At 46.1% G+C, this 24,017-nt stretch carries 31 protein-coding genes and 1 pseudogene; all 32 read right to left on the reverse strand.

The genetic code is table 11. The features are described 5' to 3' along the window. Nucleotides 1–21 precede the first annotated feature (21 nt). Nucleotides 22–621 (reverse strand): alpha/beta hydrolase, encoded by a 600-nt coding sequence (locus LK416_09910; GenBank protein UEA73975.1) that lies wholly within the window; start codon nt 619–621, stop codon nt 22–24. A 24-nt stretch (nt 622–645) separates the two neighbouring features. Continuing rightward, entirely contained in the window at nt 646–966 is a 321-nt protein-coding gene (locus tag LK416_09915; protein UEA73976.1) for a TfoX/Sxy family protein, read from the reverse strand. A 43-nt stretch (nt 967–1,009) separates the two neighbouring features. Beyond that, nucleotides 1,010–1,426, reverse strand: a complete 417-nt coding sequence (locus LK416_09920; GenBank protein UEA73977.1) for a YjdF family protein — start codon at nt 1,424–1,426, stop codon at nt 1,010–1,012. A 195-nt stretch (nt 1,427–1,621) separates the two neighbouring features. Next, on the reverse strand, nt 1,622–2,041 hold the full coding sequence (locus tag LK416_09925) for a nuclear transport factor 2 family protein (protein UEA73978.1): 420 nt from the start codon (nt 2,039–2,041) through the stop codon (nt 1,622–1,624). A 156-nt stretch (nt 2,042–2,197) separates the two neighbouring features. After that, a complete protein-coding gene (locus tag LK416_09930) occupies nt 2,198–2,611 on the reverse strand; it encodes a hypothetical protein (GenBank protein UEA73979.1) in 414 nt (137 codons plus the stop codon). A 405-nt stretch (nt 2,612–3,016) separates the two neighbouring features. Further along, nucleotides 3,017–3,280, reverse strand: a complete 264-nt coding sequence (locus tag LK416_09935) for a DUF6103 family protein (GenBank protein UEA73980.1) — start codon at nt 3,278–3,280, stop codon at nt 3,017–3,019. A 69-nt stretch (nt 3,281–3,349) separates the two neighbouring features. Then, the gene (locus tag LK416_09940) at nt 3,350–3,628 is read right to left on the reverse strand and encodes a chemotaxis protein (GenBank protein UEA73981.1); all 279 of its coding nucleotides are present in this window, start codon (nt 3,626–3,628) and stop codon (nt 3,350–3,352) included. A gap of 113 nt (nt 3,629–3,741) precedes the next feature. Beyond that, nucleotides 3,742–4,767 carry a C40 family peptidase gene (locus LK416_09945; GenBank protein UEA73982.1) on the reverse strand — a complete coding sequence of 342 codons (1,026 nt, stop codon included), beginning with the start codon at nt 4,765–4,767 and terminating at the stop codon, nt 3,742–3,744. Nucleotides 4,768–4,820: 53 nt separating this feature from the next. Continuing rightward, entirely contained in the window at nt 4,821–5,342 is a 522-nt protein-coding gene (locus LK416_09950) for a gamma-glutamylcyclotransferase (protein ID UEA73983.1), read from the reverse strand. A 14-nt stretch (nt 5,343–5,356) separates the two neighbouring features. Then, on the reverse strand, nt 5,357–6,400 hold the full coding sequence (locus tag LK416_09955) for an amidoligase family protein (GenBank protein UEA73984.1): 1,044 nt from the start codon (nt 6,398–6,400) through the stop codon (nt 5,357–5,359). A gap of 15 nt (nt 6,401–6,415) precedes the next feature. Beyond that, complete coding sequence (locus LK416_09960; protein ID UEA75904.1) at nt 6,416–8,179, reverse strand: DUF87 domain-containing protein; 1,764 nt, start codon at nt 8,177–8,179, stop codon at nt 6,416–6,418. An 83-nt stretch (nt 8,180–8,262) separates the two neighbouring features. After that, on the reverse strand, nt 8,263–8,862 hold the full coding sequence (locus LK416_09965) for a hypothetical protein (protein UEA73985.1): 600 nt from the start codon (nt 8,860–8,862) through the stop codon (nt 8,263–8,265). Further along, nucleotides 8,859–9,119, reverse strand: a complete 261-nt coding sequence (locus tag LK416_09970) for a hypothetical protein (GenBank protein UEA73986.1) — start codon at nt 9,117–9,119, stop codon at nt 8,859–8,861. Before LK416_09970 ends, LK416_09965 begins: the two co-directional genes overlap by 4 nt. A gap of 68 nt (nt 9,120–9,187) precedes the next feature. Then, nucleotides 9,188–9,538: a 4-oxalocrotonate tautomerase gene (locus tag LK416_09975; protein UEA73987.1), complete on the reverse strand. Its 351-nt coding sequence runs from the start codon at nt 9,536–9,538 to the stop codon at nt 9,188–9,190. A 110-nt stretch (nt 9,539–9,648) separates the two neighbouring features. Further along, a complete protein-coding gene (locus LK416_09980) occupies nt 9,649–11,370 on the reverse strand; it encodes a DNA cytosine methyltransferase (GenBank protein UEA73988.1) in 1,722 nt (573 codons plus the stop codon). Next, complete coding sequence (locus LK416_09985; GenBank protein UEA73989.1) at nt 11,367–11,741, reverse strand: DUF4406 domain-containing protein; 375 nt, start codon at nt 11,739–11,741, stop codon at nt 11,367–11,369. The genes LK416_09980 and LK416_09985 overlap by 4 nt, the downstream gene beginning before the upstream one ends. Nucleotides 11,742–11,756: 15 nt before the next feature. After that, a complete protein-coding gene (locus LK416_09990; protein UEA73990.1) occupies nt 11,757–12,659 on the reverse strand; it encodes a DUF6045 family protein in 903 nt (300 codons plus the stop codon). 17 nt (nt 12,660–12,676) lie between these two features. Continuing rightward, complete coding sequence (locus LK416_09995; protein ID UEA75905.1) at nt 12,677–13,105, reverse strand: hypothetical protein; 429 nt, start codon at nt 13,103–13,105, stop codon at nt 12,677–12,679. 333 nt (nt 13,106–13,438) lie between these two features. Then, a pseudogene (locus tag LK416_10000) lies at nt 13,439–13,696 on the reverse strand (DUF4259 domain-containing protein). Nucleotides 13,697–13,706: 10 nt separating this feature from the next. Beyond that, nucleotides 13,707–14,039 carry a DUF3852 domain-containing protein gene (locus LK416_10005; protein UEA73991.1) on the reverse strand — a complete coding sequence of 111 codons (333 nt, stop codon included), beginning with the start codon at nt 14,037–14,039 and terminating at the stop codon, nt 13,707–13,709. Between the two features lie 16 nt (nt 14,040–14,055). Next, nucleotides 14,056–14,526, reverse strand: coding sequence for a hypothetical protein (locus tag LK416_10010; protein ID UEA73992.1), 471 nt, complete (start codon nt 14,524–14,526; stop codon nt 14,056–14,058). Between the two features lie 8 nt (nt 14,527–14,534). Further along, on the reverse strand, nt 14,535–16,127 hold the full coding sequence (locus LK416_10015; GenBank protein UEA75906.1) for a hypothetical protein: 1,593 nt from the start codon (nt 16,125–16,127) through the stop codon (nt 14,535–14,537). A 207-nt stretch (nt 16,128–16,334) separates the two neighbouring features. Further along, the gene (locus LK416_10020; GenBank protein UEA73993.1) at nt 16,335–16,943 is read right to left on the reverse strand and encodes a hypothetical protein; all 609 of its coding nucleotides are present in this window, start codon (nt 16,941–16,943) and stop codon (nt 16,335–16,337) included. Between the two features lie 74 nt (nt 16,944–17,017). Continuing rightward, a complete protein-coding gene (locus LK416_10025; GenBank protein UEA73994.1) occupies nt 17,018–17,563 on the reverse strand; it encodes a hypothetical protein in 546 nt (181 codons plus the stop codon). A 22-nt stretch (nt 17,564–17,585) separates the two neighbouring features. After that, nucleotides 17,586–17,996, reverse strand: coding sequence for a DUF4320 family protein (locus LK416_10030; GenBank protein UEA73995.1), 411 nt, complete (start codon nt 17,994–17,996; stop codon nt 17,586–17,588). A 17-nt stretch (nt 17,997–18,013) separates the two neighbouring features. Continuing rightward, entirely contained in the window at nt 18,014–18,886 is an 873-nt protein-coding gene (locus tag LK416_10035; GenBank protein ID UEA73996.1) for a secretion protein F, read from the reverse strand. Nucleotides 18,887–18,888: 2 nt separating this feature from the next. Continuing rightward, a complete protein-coding gene (locus tag LK416_10040) occupies nt 18,889–19,818 on the reverse strand; it encodes a hypothetical protein (GenBank protein ID UEA73997.1) in 930 nt (309 codons plus the stop codon). Further along, the gene (locus LK416_10045) at nt 19,815–21,461 is read right to left on the reverse strand and encodes a CpaF/VirB11 family protein (protein ID UEA73998.1); all 1,647 of its coding nucleotides are present in this window, start codon (nt 21,459–21,461) and stop codon (nt 19,815–19,817) included. Before LK416_10045 ends, LK416_10040 begins: the two co-directional genes overlap by 4 nt. After that, nucleotides 21,455–22,267, reverse strand: a complete 813-nt coding sequence (locus tag LK416_10050; GenBank protein ID UEA73999.1) for a ParA family protein — start codon at nt 22,265–22,267, stop codon at nt 21,455–21,457. The genes LK416_10045 and LK416_10050 overlap by 7 nt, the downstream gene beginning before the upstream one ends. Before the next feature lie 3 nt (nt 22,268–22,270). Continuing rightward, nucleotides 22,271–23,131: a Flp pilus assembly protein CpaB gene (gene cpaB, locus LK416_10055; protein ID UEA74000.1), complete on the reverse strand. Its 861-nt coding sequence runs from the start codon at nt 23,129–23,131 to the stop codon at nt 22,271–22,273. Nucleotides 23,132–23,280: 149 nt separating this feature from the next. Beyond that, a complete protein-coding gene (locus LK416_10060) occupies nt 23,281–23,739 on the reverse strand; it encodes an A24 family peptidase (GenBank protein UEA74001.1) in 459 nt (152 codons plus the stop codon). 1 nt (nt 23,740) lies between these two features. After that, nucleotides 23,741–23,980 carry a DUF6133 family protein gene (locus LK416_10065; protein UEA74002.1) on the reverse strand — a complete coding sequence of 80 codons (240 nt, stop codon included), beginning with the start codon at nt 23,978–23,980 and terminating at the stop codon, nt 23,741–23,743. Nucleotides 23,981–24,017 lie beyond the last annotated feature (37 nt).

The raw sequence follows: 24,017 nt of genomic DNA on the forward strand, positions 1-24,017 counted from the left end.
TAGTTTCAATATTTGAACATATCATGTACATTGCTTGATCCAGTCAGAAAGAAAGTCCATCTGCTCTTTCGTATGAAACCAGTGCTCCCCGTTTTCCATAACTGTAAGTGTTGCTCCGATTCTATCTGCAAACTCAGCTATTGTTTCATACGATGTCAGGTTATCCTTTTCTCCATACAGAATGTGCGTTGGAACAGTCCAGGTAACAGGATGCTCCCTCACATAACAAAGATAAGCCCAGGAAAGTGTTTCCCCAAAGGATGTCGGGATTTCTTTCTGTTTCTGCAAGTCATCTTCGGTCACATTCGCCCACTGCATCATATTCCGAATCAATCTTTCCATGTCTACAACCGGAGAAATAAAGTATGCCTTCTCTATTTTGCTGTCTGCCAAAGCACTCATAGCAAAGAAAGCACCAATGCTGTTCGCAATCACTGTTACCGTTTCATATGTTCCGCATAGGTTATCAAACAATCTGGGGAACTCTTTTTTCGCTTCCCAAGGTGACTGTGAGGAATAGTCAAAACCAATTACATCATATTCTTCAAAGAGCGCTTTATAATACTCTGCCTCTTTCGGATTTCCACCTTTACCATGTATATACAAAATTGCCTTGTCCATTTATTTGTTTTCCCTTCGCAATACCTATTTTTTCTTTTTGGGTTTGGGCAGCGGCAGTTCATCATACATCGCGTGGAACAGTCCTGTCAAAAATTCTTTCTGATCAACCTCCTCTACCAGCAGCATCTCTTTTGCTCCCTCATAAGGTACTTCATATACCGGATCTGTCATATAGGCAATTGCTGACTTTGTGGGTTTTACAAGCAGTCTGTCATCATAAATGCCTCCTACAATCTTGCCACGATAATAAATAATAAACTCTCCCATCATCGTCCGATATGTAATTTCATCCAACTCGGACAGCTGCTCTAAAACAAATTGTAAATAATTTTTACTTGATGCCATCGTTTACCTCAAACCAAATTTTGTGTAAGAATACATTACATTCTTAATGCCCTCGATGTTTCTCTTTTTTCTTTTTTTGTTTTAAATCAAACATTTTTTTCTCTTCTGCCAATTTGTCTTCCCGGCTTTTAGACTTACGCTGCTGTTTCCTTTGTTCCTGCTGCAGCTTTAGTGCTTGCTGAGATTTTGTTCCAACGCCCCTATCCAACATTTGTTTATGAATTTCACGCTGGAGCTTCTTTGGGTTTTTTGTTAGTTCCTTTGCAGTAACCTCCACAGATGGACTAAATTGCAAACGATCATATTCCTTTAGCACAAACTCCCAAATCTCATAGTCCTTTGGTTCAGTTCCAAATGTTACTTTGGAAACGGAAAGTTTCCCATTTTCAACTCTCTCAAAAATACCTACCCAAAATGGTTCCTCAAAAAACACTGTCAGCTTGCCTGTCCTTATACTCATGGCAATCCCTCCTTAATGATTGAAATGAGCAAAGAATGGACAACCCGGAGGGGCAGGTTACTTACCCTAATATGCAGGACGGCCGGGCTACCTACCGGCTCTGGTATGCATCACTGCATACGTTGCGTTTTTATCTTTACTTTTATAATCAAGCCTCCTCGGCCAGATTAACACATATAATTTTTCTGTTTCTGATTAAAACCAACTAGTCTTTTCATCTCTAAATTTAGGCGTATCACTATCCTCATAAGGATTATAATTGTTTAAGTTACATCCAAACTCCTTTAATGATTTTATTTTATTATCTGCTGTCCATACAATCAAGGACATTCCGTCAAATTCCTCTATATTCCCATTATTCATTTCATTTTTAAAATACCACTCTACAACCGTCTGGTTATCTTTATGAAAGAACTGCTTGATCTTCCACTCCATCACCTTGCCACGTGTATTCCATTCATTAAACCAATGTTTTACAACTTGACGGTTATTATATTTTGGACTCCAGCTTTCAGTATAAATCACGTCTTCCGCAAAAATGTCATCCATACCAAGATCCTGTTGTGTAAGCCACATTTTGAACCATAGTTGAATGATTTGTTCTCTCTCATTCAAAATTCTACACCTCGATTCATTTCTTAGTATATTATAATCGATGAGTTATTGCATCGTAAAGGACAAATCTATTTTTTATCTCTTCTGAAAATTCATCACACAACTAGAGGGAAGTACAAATAAATTCTCTTTCCATCGTTTCCTTTCCAACAATATCTACACATCCCGCTTTTGATAATGATACGCATCTTCAAACTTCACAGTTCCATTGATCCGTCTCACTTCATCAACACATTTTACGTGCAGCCTGTTTAAAGATTCTTCATCCACATCATGGGTGTAGGCAATTACCTGTGAGAGCTTGGACAATTCCACTGCTATCTTAAAGTCCATCCTGGCCAGACGGTTCTCACTATCCTGAACGGTTCCCGTAAGCACAGAAGCCAGTGACTGCAAAAAATAATTTTCTGCTTTTCCTGCAAGAAGATACCCCATATAGAATTTAAGTGCTTCTGCTACAAATTCGTTTCTGGAACGCACATTGGCAGTCTCCAACAACCCGTCTGCCTGTTCTAATATAGCTTTTTCAATATAAATCCCAACACGGACTTTCGCATTTTCGCTCCCCATCGTTCCCTCCTTACCAGGTATTCACAAAATCTCTCTCATTTCCTCCAAAATCCTGCCACTTTCAAAAATCCAGCACCATTCTTTCGACCGCCTTTTCCAAAAGTATTCAAACCAGATTTCCCGAACGGCTTTGCCGGTCGGTGTTTTCCAGGGGTAGGCTGCCAAAAGCAGCATACCCCCTTTAACCTGCACACGTTTCGACCCTGCCAACCACTCAGGAATCCCATATCCCCCGTGTTCTTGCTGTTTCCATAACCTTCTCTCACATTTGCCCAACACCGCTTAAAATCCTCGTATGGGTACCACGATGCCACCTAGCTGTCCAAAGCCCGACACAGGGGCACACAGGGGGCTACACGGGGATGTCATGGATGACTGGGGATTCCGTTTTCTTTATTCTGGTTATCATACGATTTCTGATTCTTCCAGCTGGGACTCCTCCCGTCTTACAGTCCGATCAGCTCTACGGGTACGTTCTCTGGTGGATATTTCTCTTGCCACCTTGTCATCAATATATTCACGGGTAGCCTGCGGGACATATTTTTCATACAGTTTCTGTACTGTATCATTTAATTCCCCCTGAAGATCGGTGTCCCTTTTTTCCATGTGGAACTTTAACGCATCCAATTTTTCTGTGTTAAAACTGACATTGATCGTAGTATTTCTCATTTCAAATCTCCTTTTTCTTTCAGAAAGCAAATCAGGCGGCTGCTCACACAGCCGCCCGATCTCGTTTCATCAGGTTCTTAAATAATGGATTAGTTCAATGGCATCTGCAAGACCCGCCTTATAATACCTCAAACGCTCCTGTTCCGGTATATCCATTTTAGCCATAAGCTGGTCATCCAACCATTGCCGGTCATCCTCTGAAAGGCTATTGAGAATTCGATCCATGCGGAGGACATGTTCCTTGGTCTCTGTGCAATAAGCGGGAACCTTGTCCTCTTCACTTTTTCTCTTCAGCTCCAGAACTCGTTCTTCGATTACCTGATTTAACTGATCCATAATCTCATCCATCGGTTACTTCCCTCCTTTCAGCCACACACAATACCGAACTTTTTTCTAAAAGTCGATATCACATATCCATAAACTGTCCAGGCAAATCTGCACAAATTTCATTTTTAGCTGCCTCATTCCGGAATAGTTGCCAGCCTTCCAAAAGCATACAGATGGCTGTTCCAGTAAGGAGAAGTAAGGTCCGCATAGCCAATAGGCGAACCACAATGCAGCATCCTAGAGCCTCCAACATAAATCCCCACATGGCTGACCGCCCCTGCAGATGCATAAGTTCCCGTAAAAAACACCAGATCTCCGGGTCTAGCTTCCTCTCTTGACACAATCGCACACTGGTCATAAATCCCCTGAGCTGTTGTTCGGGAAAGGTGATACACCCCGGATCTCGTGTAGACCCAACAGATATATCCACTGCAGTCGAAACTGGTGTCTGGAGAACTACCGCCCCATACATAGGGATAACCAATATAACGGGTTGCCTCTGCCATCAGCGCGGAAAAACTCCCATCTCCCATAGCCTGTCCGGGAGGAAGACCATTTCCACCTGGTACACTCACACCGTATTTTGCCAGCATATAGATGCGCTGTACATTCGTTTTATCTTCCAGAGAAACCTCCTGGTTTAATTCTGCAGCAAGATTTCCGTAGACCATATTCAGGCTTTGGATTGGAATTGCAACTGTATAGGTTTCTCCCTCTTCATCCTCCCTCTCCTCATACTCTACAAAACAATCTGCGAATGCCCGATAGTCCCCCTCATCCATCCGAGGGTACTCCTTACCAAAAAACAGGGCATAAAAAATCGCTTTTACCTGGTAGGGATCTACTTCTTCGGCTTCTGCCATACCATTAATTTCATTTAACACCCCATCCAGTTTTTCAAAACTGTCCTGCATATTTTCGATGTACATCCGATACTCTGCTGGCACCTTTGAGGACAAATACCCTCCATGAAAGGACAGCTGGACAGCAGAAATGTTATGGTCTACAGTCCCAGAAAGCGTGCACATAATCATGGTGGCAATTAAAATAACAGGGGTTACTAATGCTGCAATAACAGAAAAAACCACAGTCCGCCCATTCCGGTCAGATAGGGTAAGCGCTACCAGTTTTGCTGTCACAGCGGCAGCTGAGACGGCCATAAAATCACTCCTTCCACACTTTTTATCGAGATATTCATCTGACGCATCAGGATTTATTTCATTCCATCATAGCCCCCCATATGAAACAGGCTCTGCTGATAGAAGTCTCCCTCTCTTTCCTGTTTCTGTACAAGCTGATAAGCATGTTCGATTGCGTCCTCCAGAAACTGGGTTTCAAACCCTGCCGTTTCGTACCCTTGCCAGATTACATTGGAATAATAGTCAGAGGGAATTCCAAATGAATGCCCTGGTGTCATCACATAAACCATGGCCGGAACAATTTTTCCATCCAGTTCAATCTCCAGCATCTGCTTATCATAGAAATTCGGATACCCTTCATAAAGATCCAGCGATGCCTCGTCTTTCTTCTGAATCTCCCAGACCAGTATCGGCACAGTACTCCCTGCTTTAGGTTCTACGGTTGCCACAGCCCCCCTGCGGCCTCCCCGAAATAACAGTTCGTAATCCTTTAATTCACTCTTTCCTACTACCTTCGCAGTCGGACAACGAAATGCCATCTGCTCCAGATTCAGATTGCTCCCATAGGCAATATAAAGTCTTTGTTTTCCTTTCAATTTGCTTCCTCCTGTCACATTCGCATACAAAAAGCCGGGGATTCCTGTGCTTCCCCAGCTGATTCTAATTCCTCAATTGGATGAATGGTTTCCTGTCTCTGGATCCGTTCTGCCAATTCCTTCTCCCGCTTCTGTCGCATTCTTTCCTTTTGTGCTTCCGCCTGAGCCGGATCCTTCCAGGCAATACAGCCCGGCAGATTTGCCAGCAGATGTTGACGAGCTGTGGCGAATTCTTCCCCATTTAATCCTAGCCGTAAAAGCCAAGTGCGGAATGTATACTTCTCATTGCTGGTCTGAGTTTTTCTTCTGCTGGCGCAGGACTGATTCAGCGCTTGGGCGCCAATCGCCAGACAAAACTGGATATAGGCCTTAATCTTGCCTGCATGAAGCGTCCCATTGAACAGACGAAATTCCACTGTTCCTTTCTGAAAAACAGAATGAAGGTTCAGACAATGATAGCGGCTATCATCATAATGCTGGTCTCTGCGGCTCTCCCCGTTATACCAGATCCGTTCCACTGCCTCCATACTCTTTGGTTTTCTTCTGTTTAATTCTTCCAAAAATCGTGTGTCTACTGGCTGACACCACCGATGCTGTCGATCCACGGACACCCCCAGAGCTTTATAGATCAGATCTTCCTTGGCTGCCATGATATTAGTGATATTACGAAGGGTTCTGGCATCAAACGGTTCCGCATTGATATGCACATGGATACCGCAGCTTCCATTCGTCAGTGCCCCATGCTCTTTCAGCTTCCGGATGATCTCCTGAATCGTCACAATATCCTCATAGCGACAGATGGGACTTACCATCTCCGTCTGATATTCTCTCCCTGCATTGATCTTTCTCCCATTCGATTTTTTCTGCGCTGTTATACTCCCATCACTCATAAACTTCCACTGCCGCCCCTCCGTGTCAATGGCTGCATAGGTATCGTAATAGGTTCCCAGATATTTGACTCTAGTTCCAAAATACTCTGCCGTTACCTCAGCCGCTTTCGCACGGGTAATGCCGGTCATCTCAATCTCAATGCCAAATTTCTGCTCCTTTAACTCCATTCATAGTCTCCCCTTTTAGCGTCCTCCTGCCTTTCCGAACAGTCTGGCTTTGTGTTCCGGGGCATTTACCATTAAGTTATATCGCTCATTTCCACATTTATACAGGCAGACTCCCCGTTGTGGATACCGGATCAGGTTATACTCACTATCCTCCAGCTGCAGGGTATCCGTATAAAACTTGGCATCAATGCTCCCCGCATTGAACAGAAACTGATGCGTCGGGATGGAAAACAGCGGCTTGGTATACTCCCTCACGCCATCCAGATTAAAATCCTCTAGGTTCTGGCTGGCTATGATAACTGCAGAATCTTTTTTTCGCACACGCTTCATAAAATTTCTAACATACTCTACTGCAGTCAGGTTGGAAAGGAACAGATAAAACTCATCCAGACTGGCTGCCGTATTGCCTTGTGTCAAAAGAACATCGCTCATAAACGAAAGCACATTAAAAAGCAATGCATTTTTAAGGCTCCTGCTGGCCTGTAACAGTCCTTTTACCCCAAAGGTAATGAAGCCATCATCGGTGATATTGGTATGTCCATTAAAGAACTTGCTCTCAGCTCCCACACACATAGAATTCAGCCCAAGAAGAATACTCTGAATCATTTCTGCTGTATAAAGCTGTCTTCTGTTTTCGTCAAATCCCTGATATTCTTCCTCAATGAACGCATAAAGATCGGAGAGAACTGGGTAATCCTCCGCAGCCAGGCATTCAAAATCACTTTCGTCTGTAATCCCCCATCTGGTATATAACTTCTGCAGCATGATCTCAATCACATCGATTTCCCTGTCGGAAAAATCCTTGTAGCTTCGGAAAAAGTCCTTTAAGAAACTGATATGCTGGGATAATCTGGACCGGATGCGAAAGGTCTGAGGTGCATCCAGATCCTCCGGGCTTCCCGCTTCGTCCCAGGTTTTCGGTTCCAGAGGGTTGATAATGAACTCCCCACTCATTAAGTCGATAAAACACCCTCCCAGATTATTGGTCAGATCTTCATACTCCATTTCCGGATCCAGAGCGCAGATATGCATTCCGGACTCCCTTAAATTCGTCAGCAGCAATTTAAGCAGATAGCTTTTTCCCTGTCCGCTGTTTCCCAGAATCAGGATATTGGCATTCGTCTTATCATCTGCTCTCCGGTTAAAATCCACCAGTACATTACTCCCAAATTTATCTCTCCCAATATAGAACCCATGAGGATCCGTCTTTCCTGAATAGTTAAAGGGATACAGATTCGCCACACTGCTGGCCGGAAGCACTCTCTCAAACTGATCCTTAAACAGGTTATAACCGCTTGGCATTACACACCGGAACCCCTGTTGTTGACGGAGGATCAGTCGGTCTACATTCAATTTTGACCGGATCAGTTCCGTTAGTACTTCTGTTTGAAGAAGCTTCAAATGCTCCAGATCATGGGCACACAACTCCAGATATACTGCCGTATGGAGGAGGGGTTCTCGGTTACGGTGCATCTGGGCTACGATGGTAGTTACATCCTGTAAATTACTTTCAGCCAAAACAGTCTGCTGTAAATCACTGGTATTGCTCCGATCCATCCGGTTTTTGTTGGCTGCATTACTGATGATCTTCCGCTCCTCAACGGGTGTCACATGACGGGTATAGATCCGCAAGGTTACACCATCTTTCTCCCCTAAATGTGAAAGAATTGCCTGCTCTTCCGTAGCAGTCGGGTACTCCCGCAGTGCCCAGACACAACGATAGGTGTTACCGCAAATAAAATGATCTGTTTCAAATTTAATGACAGACGGGGCAATCATATCCAGAAATTCCTGGATACGCACATTATCTTCCCTGTCATCAACTGCTGTTCTTCCTTTTTTCAAGTCATCTCCTCCTCACTCTAAATCTCTGGTATGATCCACCGCTCCCCGTCAAAGTCTTCAAACTTCTCTGTGGTCACGTTCTGCTCATAGTAAACAGCCAGGATACGTTTGATATCCTCTTTATCTGCCCGTTTAACAGAAAAACTCTGTTCCTTCAGGGATTTTTCAATCCTGGAAAGGTACGGAAAAATATCCGATTCCTTTTCATCTTTTAACCGCAGCATAATCAGAAATTCACGGGCTGTCGCCATCTGCACCTGAATCCGGTCCAGATGGGTCTGATCCTGTTCCAAAAGACGGCGTATGACTGGATTCTCTTCCTGCTCCATCTGACTTTTCAGAAACCGCTTGTTGTCTTCAAAGCTTTCCCTGCTGTTTAGACACAGCATCTCAATCTCTGCCACTCCTTTTAGTACAGTCATAAGAGCATAGATTCTTGCCCCGACACTAGATTCGGACAAAACAGAAATATTCGTTGGTTTTACAATAAAATACACCAGCTCCCCCTGTCCGTAGGTCACCAGACTGTAGTCTGTAATCTCCTTTGCACCAATGAACTGCCGTGTGGAGAGGCGCTTCTCTGCCTCTTTTTTCGCTTTTCGTTTCTCCCTGCTCATTCATACCTCCACTCAAAAAATTGCTGACGCATAAAAAAATACGCACAGGCATACCGGATAAAATCCAGAATGCTGGTATCTTCAAAGCGGATCGTCAGAAATCCATATACCCCTGTCAGAACACAAGGGAACATAAATCCCGCCTGCGTAGCTGCTAAAATGGAGACCAATCCGCAAATACCAAGAATCCCAATGTCCCGAAGCTGCCATAACCAAAGTGTTGCTTTTGATTTCAAATGGTCCGGATAAATATACAACCGATCACCTCCAAATAATAACCGCCGGCATGATGAAGCTCTGCCGGCGGTATGTTCGATCCTTCCTCTTATTCAGTTTCCTCAAGTTCTGCCTTTCCCTCTGTCTCCTGCATCTCTCCAGATACTACATGTTCTTCCTGCGAAAGTACATCTTCAATCAGTCCGATCACAAATTCTTTCTGGCTCTGTCCTGTCTTTTTGAGGTATTTTTTTAACCTCTGAAAAAACTCCTCTGATACCTGAAATGCCAGTGTCCTGGTTCCGTTTGCCATCTCTCTTTCTCCCTTCTCAAAGTGGTCTTTTAGAATCCGTTCCATATACTCGTTCAGCTTGATTCCCCATTCTTCCTGTTCTTCCCGAACTTTCTTATGCAGGGATTCTGGAATCATGGCGCATAAATTTTTCTTACGCTCTTCCATTTGACTCTCCTTTCCTCGTTTTTACAAACCAAGTATATCCATAAAGAGATGAGATAGCTATGACGATACCCAACAAAGATTGCCTGAAAACGGAAGCAGAACTACCAATCTTATGGTTCTTTCTCCTCCTTCATCTTGCGCAAAAAATAAGCGATACCACGGAGAACAAAATCCACACACGGTATCGCTACGCTATTTCCAAGAGCTTTATAACGGGCACTGTCCGAGGCACCAGGGATATCTGTCCAGTGATCCGGAAAACCCTGCAACCGTTCACACTCCAAAGGCGTCAGTCTCCGGATCAGTTTCCGGTTCTCAACAATACATTTATCTTCGCTGACATATTGATTATTAATCCCCTTATGATCTGTATATCCAATGGTTCCTACCGTATTCTGATACGGCTCACACACCAGATCCGTAGCATCCTTATGCTGTCTGGCACTCTGAGTCGCTGTTACCCGATTTTGCAGAAATTCATCACTTCTCTGGCGGCTGAACACTGCATGACGGTCTGCGCTCGTAAGAGTATAGGATATATCCGGCTGGCATCCCAGACCATTTCCTCCATTTTGTACTTCCCGATCAATGATATTTCCGGCAATACAATAACTCTCCGGCATATCTGAAACCAGTGGGACATTGTTTCCTCCTGTTCCATACCGGGCTGACATGGTAGGGGCCACCTCATGCGGACCTGTATATCTGGCATCAATCCCGTGATTCTCAAACAGAATCTGGTAATTGTTCCCGCCGGTTTCTGCCTCCTCTGTAAGGGCTAGATCCGGAGTTTCCTCTGCCCCAGCACTCCCCTGCTGGATGCCCATCACCAAAGGCGGATGACCACTCATCCCTGCCCGCAGGGTTGCTGTTACATCGACCGAAACATCCATACGCTCTCCTCCTTGGTCATTGAGGCACAGACACTCTTCTTTTTCTGCACTTTCAAACTTCCTCATCCCCCCTGCCACAAAGGTCTGCATCTGCAAATTGGTCGTTGCCATCAAAGCTCCGGATATTCCATTAAGGTTGATTGTTTCTTCCCTCTGATCAATATGAACCGCAAAAATATCCACCTGTTTTTCCTCTGCTACTCTACTCCCGCCTGAATCCGCAGAGCTGTTTCCAGCTGCGGCGGTAACTCCTTTCCCCTGATCTTGGCCCTCCGCAGGATCCCCAGGCAGGCGTTCCTGCTCAAATAATATCTTTGGTGCGGTGAGTCCTCCAAAATCTGCGACAAGGAAGATTCTACGGCGGCGCTGGGCGACTCCCCAGTATTGAGCATCCAAGACTCTCCAAGCCAGGCTGAATTGATCTCCCAAAATGGCAGCCCCAGCAGATTCCCAGCGCCCGGTGTCAGGTCGAGGCACATGACAGGTACTGTCCTTGATATGGACAATCTCCTCGATGACCGCCCGGAAATCTTCTCCATTTGCGGAACTGAATGCTCCAGGGACATTTTCCCAAACGAGGTATCGAGGTCGAATAAAGTCATCTGATACCCCTCGTCTTTCATCCTCTGCTCTCATCTCCTTTACTATGCGTACCTGGTCCATAAACAGACCGGAGCGCTCCCCTGCCAATCCTTTCCGTAATCCGGCTACTGACAAATCCTGACAGGGGCTGCCTCCGCAGATTACATCCACAGGCGGCAATTTTGCTCCATCCAGTTTTGTAATGTCCCCTACATGGATCATATCTGGAAACCGGAGTTTGGTTACCCTCATGGGAAACGGTTCTATCTCACTGGCCCATACCGGTACACCTCCACAGTGAACTGCCGCCAAAGGGAATCCTCCAATCCCGTCAAACAGACTCCCCAGTGTCATCATCCGCCCATCTCCATTCCCTTTTGTATCGGTACTTCACATAGTTCCCATCCAATCTCCTGTTCGCTGACCCGTCTAAGCGGAATCTGAAGCTGCCTTGCTGCACGGATTTCCTGCTCCATTCCTGAAGACAGTTCACTTCCACACACCCAGACTTCCTCACACACCTTCAAAATCCGAAGCCCCATATCTGTTCCCAGCTTCCTCTCTTCTGGGACTCCATCATCCAGCATCTGCGGATATAACAGATGGGAGGCAATTGGCGTAACCCCCTGGTTCATGGCATAACGACAGGCTGCCTTTGCAAATGCTACATTCCGCTCAACATCTCCAGAATACGGAGATGCAATATACACCAGTTTGTTGTGTTCCATCCTTCACCGTCCTCTCTACTTAGAAACCACTTGCACAACCGTCCTTGTTAGGTTCATAGCTCCCTGCGCTGCATAGACTGCTCCCATCACATTTGCTTTGGTTCCCGTTTCCAACCCAAACTGCCCCGCAATCCGAGGAATCTCACCTGCCGATAACATAAGTCCCAGACCAAGCAGTGCCTGATCCTTAACGACCATCAGACCTGCGATCAGGACCGTCGCCTGTAAAAATGCGGTCAGGCACAGACCGATTACCTGCTTGCACCAGCCAACAAATCCATCAATATATCCCCTTGGCACACTGAATAAATAAAGGCTCCCTACTGCAATCTGGATCAGCAGGATCCCGCCCCGTTTTAAGTTCGCAAAGAACACTTTGATTACCGCATAACCCATGAGGATCAGGAGAAAAATCATAAAAATCGGGCTGCTGATACTTCCGATTCCACCAAAAACTCCAGATGTGGCAGCTTCTTGCCAGGTAGCAGCATCCTGAAGAGACTGCACAATCCCTGCCGCAACTGTCCCAATATCTTCTCCCAATCCTGTAATACCGGCTGTAAAACTCCCCTGAAGTGAAATACTGAGCTTATAAAGTTCCACTGGAACAGTCGTAAAAAGGCTGGCTGCCAGGAATCCTTTGATTACATTCAGGGCAGTATCGCGTATGCTTCCCCTGCCATTCTGATATTCAATTCCGCATTCAAAGGCTGCCACTACGATTCCCGTCACATAAAGTGCCCATGCCAGATAATAAAAAAGAAGCACAACAGACTGTACCCAGCTCATTTCAAACAGTTCAGCCCCCATGCTTCCCATCTGCATGAAAAAATCCCCCAGAAATCCAACAATCTGACCATACAGCCAGTCAATGATCTGTCCCAGAACCGTGTCTGCAACAAAATCCCAGATAAACAAGTTTTAACCACCTCCCCTTAACACATCTTCTGTCCCATTTGCATAGTTTCCTCCGGTTCCTGAAACACTTGCAGATAGGTTTTTATCGCTTCGCTGAGTACTTTATAATCCTCTTTTCCGGGCTGATATACATACCAGCCGATCTCCTTTCCATAGGACCAGATGTGGGGATTTACCCCGTCGCGAAAATTGGGATTAGTCGTTTTTTTCAGCCCCCACACATCTCCAAATTTCACAACCATGCTGTCGATCATTCCTTCATTCCGATTCAAAAGGGTCACTTTCAATCGGTCATAATGATCCGCAACCATGCCTGTCTGAAAGTTGATTTTGACACGGATCTGATCCGTCAGCCTTCCATAACAACAATTCCCGACAAACCTTGGTTCTGAAAAGTTCGCTCCCGTTCCAAATAATTTTTTAAGTTCTCTCTCAAAAAACGTCATGCTTTCCTCCTCCGACCTATGTGGGTTCTCACGTTCTTCCCCTTCTTTCTTTCCTGCCATTTTTCCTGGTTCCACCTTCTGGCAAACGCTTCCTGTCCATAATGCAACTGTTTCTCCCTCTCTTGTAAGCAGTTCATCCATCCTTCCAATCAGTCTTTCCATATGCGCCTGCCAGTGCTTCCAATCCCGTTCCTGAAACCAACCGCCCCACAAAACTCCCGACTTCTCCTGCTCTTTTGCACATTTACGGCTGTAAAAAAGAGTTTCCGACAGATATTCCCTTACCCACTGAAGGGATTCTTTTGATGCTGTAAAAGAAGACAGGGAGGAAAACTTTTTATCCCCCCTGATTCCATCCAGTGCAGAAAAATCCTTCTCCTGGAATTTTACAATTAGTTCTGCCACTGCCATTGGGCTTGTATGAGACACCCCTTCTGACACTTCCGGAGGGGCATTCCAAGAATCTGCCCTCAACCAGTCAATCATCTGCTGAAGCTTCACATCTCCTTGTTCCGGAAGATGGTTCCGTATAAGACCAATGGCATCCAGCCCAGTATCAGACTCAAACGCAGTAATTCCCCAACATCCCATGACATCCCTCCTAAATTCCGAGAATCTGCCAGATATAAAGCGGTGCAGTTAGGGTAAATACCAGACAGGCAAACAGAATTGCAGGTGCTGCCCATTCAAACTGTCCGTGCTTCCGATAATCAAAGTATGCCGTTCCCAGTTTTCCAAAAAAGAACACGGCAAGGATCAGATCTATAGCGGGAAATACAACATGATCGACAACTGTTTTAATCTGTTGGGATGCCGTCTGCCAAGTTCCCTCAATCGCACCGGCTACATCGCCCGATGCATATACCGGAACGCAGAACAAAACTACCAGTACGAATACCATGCACATAACTGCTGAAATTTTCTTTGTTCTCATTTATTTTTCCTTTCTACTAAGATTGTGTGAGTTTCAGCCCCATTCTTTGCTGTCTTTCAAGAAGAGGAGCCAATTCGATAATATCCGGATGTTCCTGAAACTTTAGATCTCCCCGAAAGCCAACTTTTAAACTGCTAAACCGCTTTGCCTCCTCCTGCAAAGAAGTAGGTGCATCTAGTGGAAGTTCCTGATTCCACCGAACCCATTCCCCATTTTGAAAACGTGGCTGCAATCTCAAAATCACATAGGATTCCGGAACAAATACAGGATAATACCTTAATACTCCTCCAACTCCATAGTAAGGCTTCCCTTCCATCATCACTGTCTTTTGCATTAATTCCAGTGTATCCTCTAAAGATGTACAAAACCAGCACTCCTTATCACCCATCCTTCGTATCCTGCCATCCCGCAGAATATCTTCCAAATGGTCACGGGTTGTGTAATGATACAAAAATCCCTTTGGTTTCTCCGTCTGTTGATATGACATACTTCCTCCTACTCTGGTTTCTGTGGTGCGATATGCCAGTCACTCCACAAGTTCCCATCAATGGTAATAGAATCATTCAGATTCATGGAGAGCATTCCAGCCGGTGTCCAGCAATCCAGCAGCCAAGTATATGGCGTATAACTTCCGTCCGGATACCAAATTGGTGTAAAATGCGTTCTCCTCTCATAGGTACTGTAACCATTTTTCTTAAACTCATGGGTCATATCATAGCCGACATTCATCCGCTCCAAAAGCCTCCAAAACCTCTCATACTGAAATTCCGGAAAATAAGTCACCGCATTCTGCGCAGATGTCACTGCAGAACTCTGATTGGTGCTGACATGAGTTGTTACCTTTTCCTGGAATCCATAACCGGATTTCATCGTCCTTCCCGTAGCAGTAGGGGACTTTTCATCGGTTGTAATTCTCATATCTGCAGTCAGGCTTGCGGAATATCGGTCCAGATCAAACTCCCACCAGCCATGGTCACACCAGTACCCGTCATCATCCTCATCCCCGCTGTGCCATACCCAGTATTCCCTCCACCATGGTCTCCACACACCCCAGGATGCAGAGGTTACTTCTGCATTGGAAGGAACCGAAGGTCTTGTAAACTCGTCATTCCGGTCATCCGCATTGGGATCTGGCGGTGGATTTTCATCCAGATCCACAACCTTGATGTGAAGAGTTCCTTTACTTGTTCCTCCTCCGCCCCGCACACGGACGGTCATCGTCATAGTCTGAGGCTGCTCCGGTGTTGTCCAGCGGATCCAAGCCAGCTGACTGTCGCCAGACGGATAATATACCTCCCCTACCTCATAGCTTCTTCCCCCTACGGAAAATGTTACGGATACCGGATGATCCGGATCACTCTGCCCGCCGCTTACCTCTACTGCCGTAATCACTTCCGTATTCGTCCGATATTCATAATCATAAGTCGTGATTTCCGGTTCTTCTGGAGGCACATCCCGGAACCGTACAATACCAAGACCCAAGGAACTCTTTATTTCACTGTTGGAACGGACTCCCGATGTCGGACCGCCCCAGGCCGGATATCCCAGATCTGGTGTTTCCAAAAACATGGAAAGCGGCAGGTTCTGAAATGCCACTGTTGGAAGGACAGTACGAAGCCCACCACTTAACATCTCATCATAGAGCGCTGCCTCTGTTGCTGTAACCGCAATCAGGGTTCCCTGAAATTTAAGGAAACTGATCGGCTCCAATAAGAGCCTATACTCCCCTCCCACCAGTGTGTCAAAGTCCATTCCGGTTAGTCCGGCAATGCTACGCACCACCTGTTCATCTGTAAAATAGCTTTTTATCTGCTCAATATTAGCTTGCCCCAAGCTTTTCGAGCTGATGATCCTTGGTAGGGGCTGTGCCGGATTCACATACTCATACGGATTGGTGTCGATCATCAGGGCACTTCCTTTGGTATATGACATTTTACTGACTTTCCCAAAGGAGTAGGTAATATTGGGATGCTTATTTGTTAAGTCAATCGGTCTTGTTACCGGATCATGGCTCTCTGCCCGGATTACGGTAACCCGCACTCCTTCATTTCCCGGTGACCAGGAATTCTGGATGGTCCCCTGTCCCATACTTCCGCCACCTCCATCCAGGTTCCCGTCCCCTACCGCATAAACCTGGATGGAGAGTATCAAAGACAGTAAGATTGAGACTGTAAAAAACACATATTTCTTCTGTTTCAAGTATCCTCCTTTCCAACCACGGGAAGCCTTGTTTCCTTCCCTGGTTTCTGGGAAAAGAAAAAACACCACATTGATGCGGTGCTTCCTCTTTCTGTCTTAATCCATAATGCCAATCTTATTCCCGTTTTCATACATATCTTCTGCTGCAGTTCCAGAGCCTCCTCCTCCATGATTTTCTACCCAGCCGAATCCTGGAACATAGATCTGGTTCCCGGAAGTATCTCCTGCCTGCGGCTGTTCCGGATCTGCTACCGGTTCGGACGGTTTTTCTACCGCTTCATGATCCACCGGAACCGGAGGGGTATCCTGCTTTGTACCATCCGGTTTTTGTGTTGGATCTGTCAGGATCTCCTTGCTTGGCGGTTCTGGTTTGGTTGGTTTCGGTTGGATACTCTGCGTTGTCTGATCAGTCTGTGGCGCCCGACTGTCCACCGCCTGAGTGTCTGTTTCCTGATTTTCTCCGATTCCCTGATGAATCACAAGGCTCTCTTCTTCTCTGGACACTACTTTACTTTCCTCTTCCTTCTTTTCAAAATCTCCAGGATCTACAATCAATTCTGTTTCCGTTTCCCCTGTTCCTGGCAGAACATCTTTACCTGACGGTTTCGAACCAAACTGCATTCCTATGGCAGCGATCAGGCCGATTCCTATGAGCACGCCACCCAAAATTGCCAGATTCTTTTTCATCTTCTCTGTCAGTTTCATAATTCTGCTCCTCCTTTATCCTGTTTTGTTATGCACAACATACTATACAATCCTCTCAAAGTCCAGGTCATTCCCTAGAACACCTCTGTATATCCAGCCTGTACCTTCAATGTGATCCACATGGATGGAAGAATCCGGCCGCCAAACCGAACCGGAACCTCCAGTCTAACAATAGCATCTGCCTCAAACCGCTGCGCATGGGCTGGATCTGATGGGGCCAGAGGTGCATTCCGAAGCGTCACTTGCAGGCTGTCTATGGCAAACTCCATTGCAGTTCCAGTATCCGCATACTTTATATGCCTGCCGCCAGACAATCGGGTCCCTATGGTTTCATCCAGATAATCATAAATGTCCCCTTCATTCAGATCTTCTTCCCAACTTCCCTCTCCAAAAGGAACATAACTGCCAGAATATCCCTCCCTGACTCCATGATACACACCTGCATAATTATCATTGACTGTGGAGATGACAGCATCCTCCACGGCTTCCCGCACACCTGCCGCAATAATTTGAAGCCGGAAATACTCACTAATCCCACACATCAGAATAATCAACGAAAGAACAATCCCGATGGTCATGGGAAATGAGGAGGCTCGCCTGTCTCTCAGTATCTCTTTCATCCGTTTCCGCAATCCCTCCACCTCATTTCCAGTAAACTTCTGATTTTCCAGCTTCCTGTGCGCGAAGCGTAACCGGAAAAGAAGCAAACTCGCCAAACAGACCGATATTTGTATCCATCGTCAGGGTAACGGTAACCTCTTCATTTAACTGGATTCTTCCATGACTGGACCATAAAATGTCCGGATAAAGCCCTGTTTTTTCTGACAGCACAGCGGCACGGCGGCTTGTCTCTGTACCTACGCGCCCGCTTACCTCTGCTTCACGCACCAGTTCTGTAGCGAAGGTATCCAACTGCTGTTTCTGAATAAAAATCGGAAGCACACGCATGGCAAGGGCAAGCACCATGACCGCACACAAAACCAACACGATCACATCCACATATCCTTCGCCCCGTCTTTCTGACAGTGCTCTCCATAAACGATGACTCCTCATCCTCTCCTCCTTCCTGTCTAAAACATTCCTCCGAGGCTCTCCAATGCCACATAGCAGATAATCGCCAGGTAAGTCAGCAGAAAACATACCAGCATGACAAAGGAAAAAACACGGATCTTAGGAGGGATTTTCTGTGCCTGTGCTTTTAATCTCTGCAGTTCGATCTGCTTAAAATCATGAGCCAGCATCTGAAAATACACTGTGCTGTCATCCCCTCGAAGGACACCAATCAATCCACGTACCACATCGGACAGCATGGGCGAGTTCAGTCTTGCCTCGAATCGTGTCAGCGCCGCTTCATAATTGGAGGAACGCATATCCGCCAGAAGAATATCTAACTCTCCAGTCAGCGCTGGTCCCGCATTCCCCTTGAACCGCTCCAACATACCGATCACATTACGGCTTGCTTTCAGTTCCTGTTCCATAGTCGCCACCATTCTCGGAAGCTCCCCCTCTATCTCTTCCCGCTTTGCCTTTAAGGTTTCATCCGCTTTCTGATTTTCCTTAAAGTAAAGAAGTAAGGCCAGCACAACCACGACAGGAACTAGAAGTGGAAAAAGAAATATGCAGGGAATCGCTCCCAAAAGAACTGCGCCTGATTTTACCAGAGCATACGCCTGATACACTTCCGGGGTCATATTCATTCCACTGGCTTTTAACACATTCTGCATCCTGCTTCTCTTATATGCATCCATCCGGATGAAACCAGACAGTCGCACTGCTAGGATCATAAAATAAGTTTCCAATGTCTTTGCCGCTTTCCGCTCCTGTTTTACCGTACCCAGCATGGCCTTCGCCGCACCCATGGTAGGTAACTTTAGAACAGACGCAGTTAAAAAGAAAAGTCCCAGAGCTAAAAACAGCCCGAATAAAAACAACAAGCCTTCCATAGCTACCTCCTGTATTCAATGGGACGGGTCAATTTCACTACAAAGCCAGCGGATATAAAAATAGCCGCTGCAGTAGCAGCCAGAATACACTGTCCCAGTACCGTATGCATCAGTACATCATACCAATCCTGATTCAGCAGATACATAAGAGGAATATTGCCTACTACAAACACAACCATGATCATAAACTCTTTTCTTGGTTCTGCGATCATGTATTCCAGTTCTGCGTTCACGTTCCGCATATCCGACAGCTTTGATACGATGGGCGGCAGTGTAGTCTTTAAGCTCCGGTCATGCTGGCAGTCACTGACCGCATCGCACCACTCCCGAAACACCTCATTATCAATCCTTCCCCGCAAAATCCGAAGGGCGGCCTGAACATCCGGATTTACCATTTTAATCTGGATGAGAAAATCCTGAAATACTCTGGACACTGGAGGATTTAAATATGCTGTATTCTCCTCCACCGCCGTCACAATATCTTCTGTCCTCAGATATGCTGTGGTAATGACCGAAAGCGCCGTTTCCAGTTCTGCAGACACATCCCTTTTATAATGATTGGCAGTCAGTTTCACATACCAGAATGGCAGAAATAAAAAACCCACTGCCATCACCGGAGCCAGGAAAAAATTCCCTAACAAAATGGCAATGGATCCCCCAGCGCAAAACAGTGCCAGAGCAACTGCGCAGATGAAGGAAAACCGGTTCCCCCTGCCCGTCATTTGAAGAATGTTCTGTGCTTCCTTCAGTTCCCTGCGCAAAATCCCTGATTTTTTTCTTCCTGATGATTCCCTGATGTCTTCCCGCAGACTTCGTTTGGGATTCAATAAAAATCCAAACAGGCTGTCCGTAAACTCCACTGGCTTCATTTCCAGCAGTAAAAATACACCCACGATCATTCCTGCACACGCCAATAGCTGAATCGCCGTCATCCGTTCTCCCCCTCTCTATCCTTTTTTACATTCAAAAGTCCTGCCAGCGTTTCCTGCGGCATTCCATTCTCCATCAGCCGTCTTGCCAGACTGTCCGAAATTGGGTTGATTTGTCTATGATGCCCCACAATTACAAACTTTCCATCCTCCACTCTGTTTTCCGTAATCTGATATTGAAACAGCGGACGGTATCGTCTGGTTCCATCTGCCAGAATCTCACACTCCATGATTTCCATTAAACGGCGTTCCTTGTTTTCCAGCTGTTTGCAAAATGCGATGATCGGATAGGCTTCCGTTACAAATCCCATCAAAGTCTCATCGCTCATATCCACAGCACGTTTACACAGGGAAACCATGCGGCGGTAGGTTGCCTCACAGCTCATGGAATGGATGGTTGTCACAACCGCAACACCGGTTCTGGCTGCCTCCTGTGCCGCATTCGCTTCTGGTCCACGCATTTCTCCTACCACAATAATATCCGGATTAAAGCGTAGCGCCATATCAAGAAGTGCAATCTGATCTACTCTCTGCCTCTCATTCTCGCTGTCACGGGTCAAGGTATGAATCACGGAATTGACTACCCTCCCATCCTTTCTGCGTACCAACGCCAGCTCCCTTGAACCATTCTCAATACTGTAAATACGCTTACCGTCCGGAATTGTGGTCAGAAGCCAGCCTAACAGTGTGGTTTTTCCGGAGCTTGTGGCTCCCGCCACACACACAGAGATTCCATACCGGATGCACTCCGATAAAAAATCCAGCATCTGACTGGTTGCCGTTCCTCCCTTTATAAAGTCCTGTTTCTTCATGCTCTGGGGATTCACAATTCGGATCGAAGCTGCCACCCCGACATCCTCATCAACAAGAGGTGTCTTCAGTACAGCAATACGGATATTTTTACTTAAATGTCCCAGAACGCTTGGACTCGCATCATCCAGCACCATTCCAGACACATGCAACATACGCCGAATGACATTGATGGCATGTTCGGGGCTTTCAAAATGCTCTTTCAATTTTTCTGTCACTCCACCAGAATACTGGACCTCCACATCATCCCAGGCATTTACATCGATCTCCTCGATTCCTTCCCCGTAGATGTACTTTGTGAGAAAACCGAACTCTGCCATTTCTGAATAAATCGCATCAATCAGCTCATCCGTGGTTTTTCCCGGTACTTGTATACGGTTATCCTGAATATACTTCCCGGCAAATCGGCGGATCTGTGCTTTTATTTCTTCGTTTCCATCTCCGGTTACCAGATTACTATATTCTTTGGAAAGATACGCCTGTATCTCCTGCAGCACGGACTGAAAGTCACGCCCTTCATCCTCCGATGCAAAAAACAGGTCATGGGTACGGAGAGAACGACCTCCCGTTTTTTGAGTGCGCAGAGGATCCTCTATGTCCTCCTCTTCTGACCAGATATCCTCCTTTCCATGCATCTGTCCTTCACAAGTCTGTTCCGACAGGCTATCATTTTGGAGGTTTTCTTCTGTCTCCTCCCCTCCATCCAAGCCATCCAAAGAAGCCTCCGTTTCCATGATCTCCTCCGGAAGATGTCCAGAATCCTGTCGTGTTTCTTCCCGAACAGCTTCGGGAAAACCCGCAGAAAACGCGGCTTTGCTGCGTCTTTCCCCTAACATCCGAACACCTCCTTTGTGATTGCTTCCATGGTTTTTCTAAACCCTTTACTGTCCTTTAGTACCAGTTCTTTCAGAAGGTTCCCTTCCAGAACCTGTGCCTTTACTTCCTCGGAATGAGGGATCTGGAATGCCACATTGCCGAGCACCCGTTCAATGTGTTCGCTGGCCTCATTGGGATATACATTGCTCGCCACTTTATACTGCTTTTCTGCATCCCACTGACTGTCCTTAAGAAGCGGAAGCTGGCTGGAAAGATAACTGATGGATTTCAGATCACAGTTTACCAGCCGCAGCACTGCATCTGCCTCCATCAAGGCAATGGCCGAAAGAATGTCATTGGCAATACAGCTTCCACAATCAACGATGATATAGGGAGCGATCTTTCTCAAACACTGCAGTAATTCCTCTGCCTGTGGCCGCTCGTAAGGTGGGTATGTGTATTCATTTTCCCCCTTCCTCATTCCAAGGATTGTTAGATGGCGTATTTTTTTATGAGTAATACAGTTATGGCGTACCAACGATTCCGACACATGGGTTGCTGCCAGAACACTCCCCAGAGAATGCTCCTCTTCCAGGTCTCCAGGAGGACAGATACAGGGAAGCATCGGTGTATTCATATCACACAGAAGGAGAGCTACATCCTTCTTCTGCATGGCAAGACGCGCCGCCAGCTTCACTGCTGTCGTGGTTTTACCAGATCCAGGACTTCCCCAGACTGCCAGCATTTGATTCTCATTTTCCGGTTCCCAGTCAGGAGAGCTGTCCCCGGCTCCCCTGCTGAAAATACTGTTTTTTAGAAAATTCAAGGCTTACTCCACCCCGCTTTCCTCTGTTTCGCCCTGTCTGGTTTCCTCCTGCTCCTCTGCTTTGGTTTCCTCTGGCTCCTTATCAGAATGATCCAGTGCCTCGTTTTCTTCCGCTTCTCCTTCCATATCTTCTGGAGGATACAGTTCCGTTAACATCTGGTTTTGCGCTTCCAAAAACTGCCCTGCACTCTTTTCATCCCCGCGATACACCAGAGATAAATGCAGTTTTCCATCTGCCTCCAGTTCTGCCAAAACCATTGACTGCTCTGGTGTTACCAGCAAGGTAACGGTTCCAGGCAGCTCACGATCCGCTCCATCTTCCAGTTCTTCTCCCGTATTTGCGTCATATCCACTGTTTGCAGTCACAGCAATGACCTCCACATACTGAAGTTCCGCAGGAATTACTGTTTTTCCCTGCTTTCTATAATCTGGAGCTATGACTGACACAATATCGCCGCTCTTTAGCTTTCCGGACAATCCATTGGCAAATGCCTTAACCGTAACAGAGATTGCCTGCTTTTCTCCTGTCAGATGATAGAGATAGGCATTTTCTGCCGCCGGCTCTTCTGCAATCTTGGATGTCAGGATGTAATCTCCTGGCGCCAAATCTGCAGATGCAAATGCCCCAACTACAGTATCCGAATGCTTTACTACATCATCCGGCAGGTTATAACTGCCAACCTCTATGGTCTTTACCATGTCAGAAGTAATTTCTTCTCCCACTGAAATTGGTTTTACTACACGGACAATTTCCGTCTTTTCACTCATAGCCTTATTAAACAATGGTGTAACTGCAAAGCAGATGATCAAAGACAGCACGATGCAAAGCACACCAAGTACAGTCCTGTTTTTCAAAAATCGCATTTCATCTCCTCCAACTCTTTTCCTTATTTTGATTCCTTTTTAACCAGTGTTCCACTGACTGCTGTCTTCCTATTTTCTGTTGTGGTATACGATGGCCGCAACCATTGTAAGCGGCACTGCAACACAAACCATGATCCATAATTTCTTCTTCATATCATCCATCCTCCTAATCTCATACAATAAACAGCTGCCGCTCCTCCTGCCAGAAACGGTCCCACAGGAAATGCTTCTTTATCTCGTTTTCCCTTGAACCGATTCCACAGGCAGACCATACAACCATACATCACAAATCCTGTCAGTCCTAAACAGGAAGCAGTCAGGCTTGCCGGAAGTCCCAGTACCAAGCCGGTTGCTCCTGCCAGCTTGATATCACCGCCGCCCATTCCACCTTCCCTCTTGCAAAATAATGCAACTATGAGGTATGGCACTGCCCCTAAAGCTCCAAGCAGCTGTCCGGGGGCAAAGTTCAGAAAGGAAAGCAGGGCAATCCCTGCCTGGAATCGGTCCGGAATAATCCGGTACCGAAGATCCCAGGCAGAAACCGCAATAAGCAGCGAGAAAAAAAGCACTGCCTGTACCGCCTGAAGCAGCGATATCCTGATCTCCATATCAACCGCTATAGTCAAACATTTCCTGCACCCTGCGTACCAGTGTAGGAAGTACGGTATCATTAAACAGTGCATAAAGACCTGCCAGAAGCAGTGCTCCCAGCACAACTGCGATCAGGATCTTAATGGCTGTGTCCACATATCCCTCACCGGATGTATCCTGAAGCTTGTTTTTTACATTCCACATATGCATAACCATTGCATTTCGATAATTTACCAGCTGTCTTTTAATATTCTTCATTTGATCTCCTCCATTGATTTTCTGTTTTTGTTCTCTG

Source organism: Lachnospiraceae bacterium GAM79 (assembly GCA_020735665.1).
Classification (GTDB): Bacteria; Bacillota; Clostridia; order Lachnospirales; family Lachnospiraceae; genus Coprococcus.